Annotated in this window: 15 protein-coding genes, 1 tRNA gene and 1 pseudogene; 7 read left to right on the top strand and 10 right to left on the bottom strand. The window is 34.5% G+C overall.

Annotation, left to right across the window (positions count from 1 at the left end):
• Nucleotides 1-100: 100 nt before the first annotated feature.
• The 6 genes and pseudogenes from ACEN2H_RS10410 to ACEN2H_RS10385 all read right to left on the bottom strand — a co-directional run bounded on the left by ACEN2H_RS10410 (nucleotide 101) and on the right by ACEN2H_RS10385 (nucleotide 3,168).
• Nucleotides 101-182: transfer RNA gene (locus ACEN2H_RS10410), tRNA-Tyr, on the bottom strand.
• Nucleotides 183-357: 175 nt separating this feature from the next.
• Nucleotides 358-744 (bottom strand): annotated as a pseudogene (locus ACEN2H_RS10405) (TlpA family protein disulfide reductase); the annotation flags it as partial.
• A gap of 18 nt (nucleotides 745-762) precedes the next feature.
• Nucleotides 763-1,539, bottom strand: coding sequence for a DUF4369 domain-containing protein (locus tag ACEN2H_RS10400; RefSeq protein ID WP_441732278.1), 777 nt, complete (start codon nucleotides 1,537-1,539; stop codon nucleotides 763-765).
• Between the two features lie 369 nt (nucleotides 1,540-1,908).
• On the bottom strand, nucleotides 1,909-2,130 hold the full coding sequence (locus tag ACEN2H_RS10395; RefSeq protein WP_441732277.1) for a hypothetical protein: 222 nt from the start codon (nucleotides 2,128-2,130) through the stop codon (nucleotides 1,909-1,911).
• A gap of 175 nt (nucleotides 2,131-2,305) precedes the next feature.
• Nucleotides 2,306-2,746, bottom strand: coding sequence for a KTSC domain-containing protein (locus tag ACEN2H_RS10390; RefSeq protein WP_441732276.1), 441 nt, complete (start codon nucleotides 2,744-2,746; stop codon nucleotides 2,306-2,308).
• Nucleotides 2,747-2,919: 173 nt separating this feature from the next.
• Complete coding sequence (locus ACEN2H_RS10385; protein ID WP_441732275.1) at nucleotides 2,920-3,168, bottom strand: hypothetical protein; 249 nt, start codon at nucleotides 3,166-3,168, stop codon at nucleotides 2,920-2,922.
• An 89-nt stretch (nucleotides 3,169-3,257) separates the two neighbouring features.
• Between ACEN2H_RS10385 and ACEN2H_RS10380 the strand changes: the two genes are divergently transcribed.
• The 7 genes from ACEN2H_RS10380 to ACEN2H_RS10350 all read left to right on the top strand — a co-directional run bounded on the left by ACEN2H_RS10380 (nucleotide 3,258) and on the right by ACEN2H_RS10350 (nucleotide 8,463).
• A complete protein-coding gene (locus ACEN2H_RS10380; protein ID WP_441732274.1) occupies nucleotides 3,258-3,803 on the top strand; it encodes a hypothetical protein in 546 nt (181 codons plus the stop codon).
• A gap of 209 nt (nucleotides 3,804-4,012) precedes the next feature.
• Entirely contained in the window at nucleotides 4,013-4,165 is a 153-nt protein-coding gene (locus ACEN2H_RS10375) for a hypothetical protein (protein ID WP_441732273.1), read from the top strand.
• 11 nt (nucleotides 4,166-4,176) lie between these two features.
• A complete protein-coding gene (locus ACEN2H_RS10370) occupies nucleotides 4,177-4,407 on the top strand; it encodes a hypothetical protein (RefSeq protein WP_441732272.1) in 231 nt (76 codons plus the stop codon).
• Between the two features lie 12 nt (nucleotides 4,408-4,419).
• Nucleotides 4,420-4,800, top strand: coding sequence for a YchJ family protein (locus tag ACEN2H_RS10365; RefSeq protein WP_441732271.1), 381 nt, complete (start codon nucleotides 4,420-4,422; stop codon nucleotides 4,798-4,800).
• Between the two features lie 208 nt (nucleotides 4,801-5,008).
• Nucleotides 5,009-6,127 carry a vWA domain-containing protein gene (locus ACEN2H_RS10360; protein ID WP_441732270.1) on the top strand — a complete coding sequence of 373 codons (1,119 nt, stop codon included), beginning with the start codon at nucleotides 5,009-5,011 and terminating at the stop codon, nucleotides 6,125-6,127.
• Between the two features lie 122 nt (nucleotides 6,128-6,249).
• Nucleotides 6,250-7,713, top strand: coding sequence for a magnesium chelatase (locus ACEN2H_RS10355; RefSeq protein ID WP_441732269.1), 1,464 nt, complete (start codon nucleotides 6,250-6,252; stop codon nucleotides 7,711-7,713).
• 156 nt (nucleotides 7,714-7,869) lie between these two features.
• Nucleotides 7,870-8,463, top strand: a complete 594-nt coding sequence (locus ACEN2H_RS10350) for a 2OG-Fe(II) oxygenase (protein WP_441732268.1) — start codon at nucleotides 7,870-7,872, stop codon at nucleotides 8,461-8,463.
• A gap of 19 nt (nucleotides 8,464-8,482) precedes the next feature.
• Here ACEN2H_RS10350 and ACEN2H_RS10345 read toward each other — a convergent pair whose 3' ends face one another.
• From ACEN2H_RS10345 to ACEN2H_RS10330, 4 genes are all read right to left on the bottom strand, one after another.
• Nucleotides 8,483-9,193: a GYF domain-containing protein gene (locus tag ACEN2H_RS10345; protein ID WP_441732267.1), complete on the bottom strand. Its 711-nt coding sequence runs from the start codon at nucleotides 9,191-9,193 to the stop codon at nucleotides 8,483-8,485.
• A gap of 320 nt (nucleotides 9,194-9,513) precedes the next feature.
• Complete coding sequence (locus ACEN2H_RS10340; protein WP_441732266.1) at nucleotides 9,514-10,650, bottom strand: saccharopine dehydrogenase family protein; 1,137 nt, start codon at nucleotides 10,648-10,650, stop codon at nucleotides 9,514-9,516.
• 336 nt (nucleotides 10,651-10,986) lie between these two features.
• Complete coding sequence (locus tag ACEN2H_RS10335) at nucleotides 10,987-12,402, bottom strand: MBOAT family O-acyltransferase (RefSeq protein WP_441732265.1); 1,416 nt, start codon at nucleotides 12,400-12,402, stop codon at nucleotides 10,987-10,989.
• A gap of 2 nt (nucleotides 12,403-12,404) precedes the next feature.
• Entirely contained in the window at nucleotides 12,405-13,442 is a 1,038-nt protein-coding gene (locus ACEN2H_RS10330) for a hypothetical protein (protein ID WP_441732264.1), read from the bottom strand.
• Nucleotides 13,443-13,685 lie beyond the last annotated feature (243 nt).

Genomic DNA, 13,685 nt, shown 5'->3' with positions numbered 1-13,685 from the left:
GAATCCTTTATGTAAGGGTAGCTGAATTAAATCCAAAAAAGCAGATCGCTGGTCCTTTAAAAGTGCAAAAAAAACGCTACAATTTCTTGCAGCGTTTTAGTGGGGAGAGTAGGATTCGAACCTACGAAGACGTAGTCAGCAGATTTACAGTCTGCCCTCGTTGGCCGCTTGAGTATCTCCCCGAAGCCTTTGAGTACAACACTTAGTTGTTGTATGCGGGTGCAAATATAGAAACTGTTTTCGTGTTTCCAAATTAATTTCGAACTTAATTTCTGTATTGTTTTTAATGTATTGGTATTGAATAAAATAAAAAAATCTCCACTAGGGAGATTTTTTTATTTTGCTCAAATAAACGTATTATTTTGCCAAAAGTTCGATGATTTTTGCTCTAAGTTCATCGCCTCTTAAGTCCCTTGCTACTATTTTACCTGAAGCATCGAGAATGAAGGTAGCAGGGATAGCTTCGACTTCATATTGAGCGGCAATTGGCTCATCCCAAAATTTTAAATTAGAAACTTGATTCCAAGTTAACTTATCTTTTGCAATAGCTTCTTTCCATTTAGCGGCATCTTTATCTAATGAAACTCCAATGATGTTTAAGCCTTTTGGATGTAACTCTTTATAGATGGCAACCACATTTGGGTTTTCTTGTCTACATGGAGCGCACCATGATGCCCAAAAATCAACAATTGTAACTTTACCTAAGCTTTCTTTTAGAGAAACAACTTTTCCCTCTGGATTAGGTGCAGAAAAATTTGAAGTTCAGTTAGCACCTCCAACTGGTGCCGTACTAGCGCCAACAGCAGGAGAATTTGTTTCAGTAAGTTTTGCTTTTACAGCTACACCAGCTTTAGTCTTTTTTAAAGATTCGTCTAAGCTGTTATAAATTGTTTCTGTTTTTTTAGTGTCGGCACTTGGGTCGTTAACCATACCTTGTACAATTAATACACTAATGTAAGATTTAGGATGAGTCTCTGCGTAGCTAGTATATTTTGCTTTAGATGCTTCACCTACTTCTTGTTGTAATTTTGAAAACCCTTGCATTAATTTATTGATTACAGCAGTGTCTTTAGTTTGCTGTGCTGTATTCATTGCTTGCATGTTTTGAGTTTGAAAATCCATTAGTTTCTTCTGAACTACTTTAATATCCTCATTAAATTTCACATACTCATCATTACTGTAGGTACCCGAAACTTTAGATTTTTGAATACTGTCTTTATCTATAGCAATAGTAATTTCTCCATTCTCTAAGATAAAAGGAATTTTTCCGTAAGGTGCTTTTCCTGGTACTGATTCTAAAAGGATAGTGTGGAAAGCAGGTTCCGTAATTTTACCCTTAATTTCAAATTTTCCATTTTCTACCTTTACAGTATCTAAAGCAGTTATTGCGCCTGTCGTAGGGTCTTGAGTTTCTAGAATTATAGTTTTACCATTTTCAATACCAGTTGCAGTACCAGTGATAAGGAATTCGTCTTTTCCAACTTTGTTGCAAGAAAATAAAACAATAGCAACAGAAAGTAATAAAATTATTTTTTTCATTGTTAATTAGTTAATTAAGTTAAGAGTGCAAAAGTATTTAATTTTATTAAAGTACAATAAATTTTATAACCTAAATTTTTGTTATTTTTTTATTAAATTTTTTATGAAGTGCTAAAGTATTTGCGTTCTTTATTGTAGAATTAATAGCGTGTTAGCGTTTATTTCACAGATGTATCTTTTACGTGAGCAGTTAGGATAGGATTGACTATTTACTCTTAATAAAAACAACTAAAATAAATAAAGGGAAGATCTGAATTATAGGGTAATGTCAGAAAATGAAGGGCTACTGATACAGTATTATTATAGATAAAGTAATTGAGAACTACTTTTCAAAAATGAATATGTGGAAAGCTCAGTTTTTAGTAGATATTATTTCAATTCACATTGTTTGACGTCAGATTCAGCTTGCTCTAATTCGTTTCGTGTAATTTTAATGTCAAGAATCACATTTCTTAGTTCTTTATGTAAATTGGGATTAATAGGGTCCGACTCGAGTTTTAATTCGATCTTAGTTCTATTAATGATTAAAACATCTAGTGTTTCTTTAGCTTTTTTATATTGTGATTTGTAAAGGTTGTATGAAGTAGTCATGTAAATTTATTTTTTCGGATAGCTAATATACTAAAAACAAGTTTACTGCACAATAGTGGATGCGATTTAAAATGAAAGGCAGGACTATTTTAAAATAGTATCAGAAAAGGACGGTAATTAAGAATCAAAAAAAAAAGCACCCTTAAGGGTGCTTTTTACATTTTCTATAAAAAAATTAATCTTGATTCAATGTTTTTCTCCAAGTAAAAGAGTTTAGAATATGTCGTTTTGCAAACCTTCCAGGAGAAGAAGCATTCACCATCTTCACATATGTAGCCTTGGGAACACTGATATATTCGTAAACGCTACCGTTAGAAAAATCTATAATCAATCTACCTTCAACAAATTTGTAATCTTTGATCGTAGCTGTGTTAATTGTTTCTGTATATTCTGGTAAGTTTAGTTTAGTAGTTTCAGGATTGATACTTACCAAAAAATGATAAGCTTCAATAACTTGTTTACTTTTTTCTTCCGCTACTTTTAATCCAGCTTCATCACCTTGAAATTTATCAGGATGACATTCCTTCATAGAGTTACGGTAAATCGTTTTCAAATCTTTTAGCTCTGCAGTTTTATCTACATTTAGCAATTTGCGGTATTCAACTATTTTTTTCATATAATAAGGTAACTACTTGTCTTTTAATAAGAAATTAATATAATGTGATTTCCGTTCCGACAAATTTTTTGCAAAGGTACACTTTTTTTTAACTCTTTAGTTAGAGACTAAAAAATATTCTAAAAAAGGACTGTTTACTTCTTTTTCTGTGAAATATCTAATCAAAAGAGATACTATTGCTGTGGTTTGTTATTGGCTTTATCGAAATTTTTCGACTTTTTCGGGTACTTATTGTAGCTTATGTCGCTGGGGTTTTCTATAATTGATTTAATTGTAATCATGTCACCAACAACATGTTTGGCCATAACCATTTTATAATCTAAAAGGAACTCACCGCAAAAGAAATTGTTGTTTTCATCTTTTTCAATTATTCCGGTATATACTCCCTTTTGTAACATTCTTTCTTCTGAAGCTTTGGTCATTATCTGTTTGTTTTAAAAAATTCGAACTGCAAAGTTAATCAAATATTAGTTGTCTGGCTAGGTTCTCCGTATTCTGATTATATTTGCGCATGCAAAAAACATTTCGCCCTAGTTCTAAGTCCTTTAAAAACACTTTCTGTGTGTTCCAAGAAGTGCTAATAAATGAAATTGAGGGAGTAGCGGCTCAATATGAAAGTAAATCCGGTAGCAGTTACTTTTACAGTGAAATAGGGATGTATCGATTGTCAAATCATTGGGGGCGATTGGCCAATAGTAAGTGGCGCTTGGTAGCCCTAGAACCAGAGTCGGAATCAAAATTTAAATTAGGTTTTGCCTCTTGGACTAGCTTTTACCCCGATAATGCTTTGGATGAACTGTACTATATAGAAATGAATCATATCAAAAAAACAGTCAATTACCAGCATAAAAATAATCCAGATTACGATGGCAAAGCTATTCTTCGTAATAGTTTTGAAACCACTAAAAGAATAAAGCAAATACGGAACCTCCTCAATCTGACGTCTTGGGCCAAGTATTTTGAATATGAAGATCTTGATGATCTGCGAAACGAAATCATAACCGAATTGATTTTTACCAAAAAAGTGCTAGAAGAAATAAAGAGGGAATTGACTTAAGTGGTTGAGCACATCTTTAAAATCTCGCTCTAGTTTTAAGTGGCTGGTACTTATTTGTTCTAGTTTTTCAATATTTTTTTATTGTATTAAATATGCCGAACTTTGAAAATAATTAGTTGCGAGCGGGATTTTAAGAGATTCAGAAAAAGTATTAATTCGATATTCCCGCGCTAAAACTGGGTCTGAATTCCAATTAAATAAATACTATTATGAGCAGAAATAACGAAAAAAATATTAAAAAACACAACGATAAGTTGCATAAAGCCCAAGATAGGTTAAAGCAGGCCGAAATTAGTCGTAAGGAAAAATTAAAACAGATTCTAAAGAAATATAATGACACGAATGCGTCAGAAACTAAATAAGAGAAAATAACATGGATGATAATAAATTCACAGATTTAAAAAAGGGCGTTCAGGAAATAATTGATTTAATTGGTGCTAGAAATGCTAAAGAAGCCAATAATAAATTGGTTGATGTAAGCGAGGTCTTAGATGAATTGTTAGACTACTCAGACGATGATGAAGACTTAATCGAAATCAGTAAATATCAGGTGTTGTTGAATCAGTTGCAGCAATCTATACTGGCACTTAATGGGCAAGCATAATAAGGGGATAAAATGAAAGAGACAGAATGCTATTGCGGTTCCCAAATGAAATTTAATGATTGTTGCAATCTGTATATAAATGCTAGCGAAATGGCACCTACTGCAGAGTCTTTAATGCGGTCTAGATATTCGGCATATGCCACGCATAACGCGGGCTATTTGGTAGCAACGACCCATCCTTCAACCCGTATAAACCATAATAAGAAAGACATTCTTGAGTGGTCCCAAAGCAATCAATGGATAAAATTAGAAATAATACACTCGAGAGACAATAAAGTTGAGTTTAAGGCTTTTTATCTCGATTCCCAGATGCAGATGCAAATGCATCATGAACACTCAACATTTAAGGTGGAAGATGGGAAATGGTTTTATGTTGACGGTGAGTTTTACTAAATCTTTAGAAATAGTACTTTTTTAATCCTAGGTATCGCGTGAGTGATGGAAGTGGAAATCCCACGCTATTTTGCGTGGATTGAGAACGGACAGCACGACCCTCGTGGTCACGCCCAAATTATTTTAAGATAGCGAACTTTCTGTTTTAACTTAAAATTAGTAACCGTTTGGTTGAAGTACATTTTAAAATGACGTAATTTTATGGGCTATGGAAAAAGACAATAAAAAAGGGTTTTATTTTAAGCAATATGAAGCGCCTAATCAGTCTCCGTTTGAGAAACTCTTTGGTATTTTCAAAGAATTAATCACTCATACTTCGGGTGATTTTGACGAAGCCATTGACTGGTTGCGCGAATTAGACAAGGAATATAAACTCACAGATGAACATTATACAATTGATGATTTTATCGAGGATTTAAAGAAAAAAGGCTACATCCGAGATGAGCTTAAAGACGATGGAACTTCAGGGCTTGTAATTACAGCGAAAACCGAAAGGGCTATTAGACAACAAGCTTTAGATCAAATTTTCGGAAATTTAAAACGGTCTGGTAGCGGGAATCATAAAACCAAGCAATCTGGAGGTGGCGATGAGCATACCGGAGAATTTCGGGAATTTCATTTTGGGGATGGTTTGGAGCGGATTTCATTGACCGAAAGTTTGCGAAATGCTCAAATCAATAATGGCGTGGAAGACTTCATGCTAACCGAAAACGACTTGGTTGTTGAAGAAACTCAGTATAAATCGCAAATGAGTACCATTCTCATGATTGACATCAGTCACAGTATGATTCTGTATGGTGAAGACCGAATCACTCCTGCCAAAAAAGTAGCAATGGCTCTTGCAGAATTAATCACGACCCGTTATCCAAAAGATACTTTAGATATTTTGGTGTTCGGGAATGATGCGTGGACCATTGAAATCAAAGATTTACCTTATTTGAAAGTCGGACCATTCCATACCAACACAGTAGCAGGTTTACAACTAGCGATGGATTTATTGCGCAGAAAGCGGAATACCAATAAGCAAATTTTTATGATTACAGATGGAAAACCAAGCTGCGTGCGCGAACGTGATGGTTCTTATTATATGAACAGTAATGGTCTAGATGAGTATATTGTAGATAAGTGTTACAGTCAGGCGCAACAAGCCCGAAAACTGCATATTCCTATTACTACCTTTATGATCGCTAATGATCCTTATTTACAGAAATTTGTTAATCGATTTACCGAAGCCAATCAAGGGAAAGCTTTTTATACAGGACTTAAAGGCTTAGGCGAAATGATTTTTGAAGATTATGAAACAAACAGGAAGAAGAGGATTAAATAAGTTTTAAAGGGAGAAGAGAGCAGAATAAAGAGGATAGAATAAAGAGGATAGAATAAAGAGGATAGATTAAAGAGGATAGATTAAAGAGAATAGAATAAAAAATACAAAGACAATTGAAAAACATGAAAATAGAAAATATAAATACTTTAGGCGAACTAAAAGCATTAAGATACGAAAGCAAAAGTATCAAGGATGAATTAAGGAACAATCTGAGAGAAAGAATAAAATCAGGAAAACCGGCTTTTGAAGGTGTTCATGGTTTTGAAAACACCGTAATTCCAGAAATGGAGCGAGCCATTTTGTCCCGTCATAACATTAATTTGTTAGGCCTTCGTGGTCAGGCGAAAACTAGATTGGCGCGTAAAATGGTCGAATTATTAGATGAATATGTACCTTTTGTTGCGGGTTCTGAAATTAATGATGATCCATTTAGTCCAATTTCTCGTTATGCGAAGGATATAATTGAAAGCAAGGGAGATGCCACTCCAATTTCATGGTTGCACAGAAGTGACCGTTTCTCTGAGAAACTAGCTACCCCTGATGTTACTGTAGCCGATTTGATAGGGGATGTTGACCCAATAAAAGCCGCTAATTTAAAGCTGTCCTATGCGGATGATCGTGTGATTCATTTCGGGATGATCCCAAGAGCGAACCGTTGCATTTTTGTAATTAATGAACTACCTGATTTACAGGCTAGGATTCAAGTAGCATTGTTTAATATTCTACAGGAAGGAGATATTCAAATTCGTGGATTTAAATTGCGTATGCCGCTGGATATGCAGTTTGTTTTTACCGCAAACCCAGAGGATTATACAAATAGAGGAAGTATTGTAACACCTCTTAAAGATCGAATAGGCTCTCAAATATTGACGCATTATCCTGAAACGATAAAAATTGCAAGAACGATTACAGAACAAGAAGCTAAACTGAACGCATTTCAAAACGAGATGGTGCATGTGCCTTCATTGGCAAGAGACTTGTTAGAACAAATTAGTTTTGAAGCTCGTGAAAGCGAATACATCGATAATAAAAGTGGCGTAAGTGCCAGATTGAGCATCACTGCTTTTGAGAATTTATTGAGCACTGCTGAACGAAGAGCATTGAAATCTGGAGACGATAAAACAACAGTGCGATTGTCTGATTTTATGGGTATTATTCCTGCGATTACTGGTAAAGTAGAATTAGTATACGAAGGAGAGCAGGAGGGAGCTGCTGCCGTAGCCCAAAATCTTTTGGGAGCTGCGATTAAAACTTTTTTCCCGGGTTATTTCCCCAAAATTGAAAAACTGGAAAAACCAGACGAGAAAACAGCTTATACAGATTTGATTGAATGGTTCTTTGCCGAAAGTGGTTTTGAATTATTAGATGATTGTTCTGATGAGGAATACAGTAGAATTCTGGGAGCTATTGTGCCTCTGGAAATTTTACTAAAGAAATACCAACCGGGTTTAGAAAAAGAAGATCGATTATTTATGAAGGAGTTTATTCTTTGGGCAATGGTCGAACACAAAAAACTGAGTAAAGATAGAATGGAAGACGGATATCAGTTCAAGGATACCTACGGAAGTTATATCAGTAAACTTTAAAACACAGTCTACTGTTATTATTTAATAGCGCTTAGAAAATAATTTCTAAGCGCTATTTTTTTTTAATTAAAGCTATAATAGTACCAGTATGTCAGATGTGGTAGAATATATACTACCTTGGGACGGTTGACCGTACTTGCGGTTACTGAAAACCTAATGGAAAATAGCTTTGAAGCTTTGATTACTACTTATATTGATAATAAAGTAGGTATATCTGAAAATTTTTTAAGTGATGATTTGGCAAACAGCTTAAAGCAAAATTTAATAGCACTAAACCAACAAGACTTATTGATTGCTGCGGGAACAGGAAACTCACAAGCTATAGTTTATGATAATGCCGTTCGTAGTGATTCTATTTTTTGGCTTGATAAAAAAAACAACAATGCATCTGAAAATGCTTTTTTTGAACAAATTGAGGCCTTTATAAGTTATTTAAATGAGAGTTGTTTCACAGGTATTACTGGTTATGAATTTCATTATTCATTGTATGAGAAAGGCGATTTTTATTTGCCTCATTTGGATCAGTTTCAAAATAGTCCAAGTCGAAAATATTCGATGATTAGCTATTTGAACAGTAATTGGCAGCCCAGTGATGGAGGAGAATTGTTAATTCAGCAAGAAAAATTCAATCAGAAAATCACACCTATACAAGGCAAAACAGTTTTCTTTAAAAGTGATGAGTTACTTCATGAAGTCTTAGTGACTCAAAATACCCGAATGAGCATTACAGGCTGGTTAAAATGTGATTAGTATTTTTTTGAAACAAGCTTTAATTTATCCTTTCTAGCATTAGAGACAATCTATTGGCTTCATTTTCTAGTTGATCAACTTCTCGTCCCCACTTTTCTATCTCATTTTGGATTAGGAGAATCTGCTCTTCTTTGGTCGTTGCGGGACGTAACAATTTAAAATTTTCGGCATCAGATAAATTGTTTTTAGCTTCAGCTAGCTTCTCTTTATCATCGATAAGCAAGATCTTGATTTCAGAAAGACAAATAGTAATGGAATCTTTTCTTCTTTTGTTATTATTTTCAGTTTCTATTCTTTTTTGTATTTCTTGTTGAATGCGTTGCTCATTAGATTCTTTTTGTTGTAGCTCAACTTGTACGTTACCAAACTCTGTTTGCTTATTTTTCAGGTCTAATTCATTTCTTTTATTATTCTGAATAATAGTAAGAATAAAAACGGTTATCATTATAGCTGAAAAACCTAGCGCATAAAAGAAATAAGCTTTCGTGAGCCCAAAAACAGTTATTCCTTTTTTTGTTGGTTTTACTTGTGGAGGGAAAGTCGCTTTTTTCACAGGAACTACAATTTCTGTGAAAAAAGGTTTAAACTCCGCAAAGTCAATTGCATGTTTCCATTCGTCCATACCTTGAGACCAGACTAGTGTGTTTTCTTTTATTTGTTGGGTTTTTAATTCCTCAAGCGTAAAAGGTCCAGCATTTTCATTGCCGTTATTGATGTAATAGGTTCTCATTTTTAGGCTACTATTTTCTATGCAAAAGTAGGATGAAATTTTATAAAAAGCTGTCTGAGTTTGATTTATTTAGGTATGGTTCTTTGAAACCCTAATTCGTTTTTTTCTATAGATTATAACAGGTTCAAACAACTTATTTATCTCTGTAATTGGTATTCTAGTTCAGTAAAAGACGATGCTATAAGCTTGAAAGTGGTTGATTAACTAGAATCGGTTATAGTTCCTAAATATAGCTTGACAATATGAAAAGAAATAGAGCGCCGTTTATGGGTCTTGTATATATTGTCTTTCAGTTTGTTTGCCGCGCTGCTTTTATAAATTTAGCCATATACTCTTGTTATAAAATTACCTTTGAGAAATGCAATAGGATCAATCTGACTTTGTAAGATAACGCCATGAGGGTTCGTTTCAAGTAGTAATTGAGCTACTTGCGCTAAAGGTGCCGCTGTAGTTGTTTGTATGGCTCTCAGTTTGTGATTTCCGACTTTTTGCGGAAGTATAGTTTTTGCTATCTCTCTACGACGCAAAACACCCTCAATATCTTTGCCTTCAACGGCAGCGTACAATATAATTTGGTCATCCTCAACGTGTGGAATTGCAATTTCCATTTTGTGCTGAAGTTTTTGAATGGCAGTTGATTTATCGTCTGTAGTATTAATTTGTTCTTCTATCCAAGCATAATGTCCTGGAAAGCGTAAAGTTTTATAATCAAGTATGCCAACTTTACCTTTTAATGCATCAGGCAAATCGGCAGCTCCTCCTGAAGTCAGATCTTCTTCGTAAGTAATACCATCAATTATAATAGTCGCCCTTTCAGAAAGGGAAGGAAGTGTTGTTTTGTTGTAATCGCGCAGTACGATGGTATCTTTCAAATATTCAGTTGCTACTCCTATGGGGCTCCAAGTAAAACCATAGTAATGAGGCGCAACAGCATGCTTGGTTAGCGCACCAACTTTAAACTCTAGTGTATGAACTGAGTTGACTCTATAATCACTACAAAATTGCTGGAACAAGCCATGGGCTAACAAGTCAATATAACCTGGGGCTAAACCTGTTTGAAGTACGAAACCTGTTTTGGCATCAGACGCTAATTTCATTATTTTTTCAGTTTCGTCTACATATTCAGTTAGATTGGCGTAATGCATTCCATAATCTTTGGCGAACTGTGCTATTTTAGGAGCCTGACTACCAGGAAGACAGTCAAGAATGATATCTCCTTTAAGGAATAGCTTTTGCATTTCGTCAGTAAGTCCATTTTCTGGAAGAAGAAAGGCTTTTATTTCCCCTTTTTTAGTGCTGCCTTCTTCAATCCATCGTGATACTTTCTGTGCTTTTGAAAGTGTTCGGTTACCGATGAAAAGGCTTGGGGTAACCTCGCTCCATTCCATGAACAATAAGCCAACGGCTTCGGCAATGCCGCCCGCTCCAGCGATAATAATATTGAAGTGTTTTTTCATATGCTTAAAGATAGTAAAAAAAAACGATAGCTATCTGGCTTACTGTTAATGTATTAAACGATTCTATAGCATCGGAATATTATTTAAGAAATCGCAAAAGTTATCTTTAGTATTTGATAAAGACGAATTAGTATTCAGTTAGCAATATTAATACGCATGAAAATATCTAAATCTACGAGTTCTTTAATTTTGGCTTTCGTTATATAAAGTCTAGGAGCTTGTCGTTAAAGGGACTTCTAATTTTCTCAGTATCGAATATAATTTTGGTTTGCTAATGAAGTTAAATAAGTCTTTTTAAGATTTTTGCTGCTGTAATGGCATTATACTTTTTTTAACTTAAAACTGAAAATAAATAAATTGTTCACCGCTACCTTGTGCAATAGCAACTAAGAAAAACATGATAGCCCAGATAACTGCCAATGATATTGGAGATATTTTTTTTGAAACGGCTTCAACCGATGTGTTTCTCATAAACCAGTGGGATAAAAAAAGTATTGCTATAATGACGCCTACTTGTAAAATATCAAAAGAACCTAGAACTTTTTCTCCTTCGGGATTTAAATAAAACATAGAGCCTATAATATTCAGGGCAGTTTTAAAATTGTTAGCTCTAAAAAACACCCAAGTGATATTTACACATGTGAATGTCGTAAATGCAACAAAAATACCGTTCCGTGCAGTTATTTTAAAAGGTAAATAGTGTCGCTGCATTCTTTCTAATATAAGATAAGTTCCGTGTAAGCCTCCCCAAACAATATAGGTCCAAGCTGCACCATGCCAGAGTCCGCCCACGAGCATGGTGATCATAAGGGCACTATACATTCTTACTATTCCATTACGATTTCCACCCAATGGAATATATAAATAATCGCGTAACCATGATGATAAGGTAATGTGCCATCGTTTCCATAAATCAGCAAAACCTAAAGAGCCATATGGGTATTTAAAGTTGTCGGGTAAAATAATACCTAACATTAACGATATCCCGATGGCGCAGGTTGAATAACCAGCAAAATCAAAAAATATTTGACCAGAAAAGGCTAAAGTTCCCATCCAAGCATCCCAAAAATTTAAAGTTTTATCTGCATCATATACTTTTTCAACCGCATCTGACAGTAAGGTGTCAGCCATCACCACTTTTTGAAAAAGACCTAAAGTCAGTAAAAACAAACCCCAGATGAATTGATTTACAGTTGCTCTTTTTTCTTCATAAAATTGCGAAATTAAATCTTGTGCTCTTACGATAGGACCAGCCACTAATTGCGGAAAAAATGTAACATATAAAGCAAAATCTAAAAACGTTTTTGCGCGTTCACTTCGTTTTAAATACATATCGATTGTATAAGACATGGTTTGAAACGTGTAAAAGGAAATACCCATTGGTAATATGATATTCATTGGTTGAGAATGAAAATCATAACCAAATGAATTTACTACAGTATTGAAATTTTCCAGAAGGAAATTACGATATTTAAAAAAGGTTAAAAAGCCTAAGTTAACTACCAGACTTAGTAATAACCACAATTTTCTTTTATGTTGATTCTCCTCGGTAGCCAATTTTTTTCCTGTAACCCAATCAACAACTGTCGAAATCCATAGTAAAAGAACTAAAGGAGGGTTCCATAAACCATAAAAAATATAACTAGCAAAGAGCAGCATGCGTTTTTTGTTGGTCCAATTAAATACTTTTGAATAATATAGAGCTATAACTATAATTAAAAATAAGACAAAACTTAGTGAGTTGAATAGCATTATTAGTTGGTTTTTAGATTAGTTAATGCGCCATCAGCTTTCATTATTCTTATAAGTTCTATTGTGAAATACTTAGCATCCTTAGCTGAAAGATGCGATTCTTCCGGACATTTGAGATCTTTAATTTGGTCATAATCTTCAAAATGGTAACTTCTCACCTGAGCTTTTTTTACTAAATCATCCCAGAAATAAGCCCTAGGGACTCCCATGCTTTCTCCTATTCTTACACCACCACTTGAAGGACATCTCACCAAAATTACTTGACCACCGCGAGCTTTAAATGTTTTTAAATCATTTAAAAAGAAAGCCATTGTCGCGGCTTTATCCGGAGGTGGTCCAGCTGCTGCGGTTTTCATTAAAAACTGCCATACCTTAACCACAGAATTTGCATATGCCGTATCTGTAACTGTAATCTGCTTCATGACGTTATTTCTGTCTTCTGCAATTTCGCCAAATTCATGAAATGGTGGCATCGGGTCGAGGACACGATTTCCTATATTTATTTTACCCAGTAACTCTTTTAACTTTATGCCGTCAACCCCTTGGTCATCACTTAAAAAAGCGAAGGTTTTTTGAAGAGGCAGGGATAACATATGGTTTGAAATCTGAGCATAGGTTCTTTTTTGATAGTAGTCGACTTTTGATTGAGGCCATTCCCAAGGCTGTGCTTTAGGAAAAGTAGTTGAAAAAAACAAACCCGGCGTAACGCCTACTACAATTGTCCCGTTAAACTTAGTATTATTCACAACATCATGAAATATTGGCAATGGAGAACTACCAACAGATGCTAATTGAATAGGGCGAATGCCCGTTTCGGCTTCCCATTCATTTAACTGTATGTCAAAAAGCACTCTAGAGGAACCCATAAGAAGAGTCTTTTTGTTACTAGCTTTTTCTACCCTACTTCTTTGTGCCGCCCATAAAGCTTCGTTGTCATTTAATGTTGGGTAGAAGCCTTGAGAACGCCAGTAGAGCTCCCAGGCACCAATGCTTATGATACTTAGTATAATAGCAATGATTAAGGTTTCTTTTAGTTTCATGATTAGGTAATGTTCAGTAAAAATGTGTTATTATTTCTCTTTCGTGCAAATACTTAATAACTAGCAGGGGAGGCCTAGGTAACGTAACACAACTTGTTTTGTGTTCACTGTATTGAAAAACATAATTTTAGTAGGAATTATTATGCTAATATAGATTTTTTTTTGATATTTTAATTAATATATTTTTAATAACAATTAAATGCGGGGTAAAGCCAATACAACTTACTGAAATTCTTATCCGAA

Source organism: Flavobacterium sp. W22_SRS_FP1, assembly GCF_052113685.1.
Taxonomy (GTDB): domain Bacteria; phylum Bacteroidota; class Bacteroidia; order Flavobacteriales; family Flavobacteriaceae; genus Flavobacterium.
This window is presented reverse-complemented; position numbering and strand designations above follow the sequence as displayed.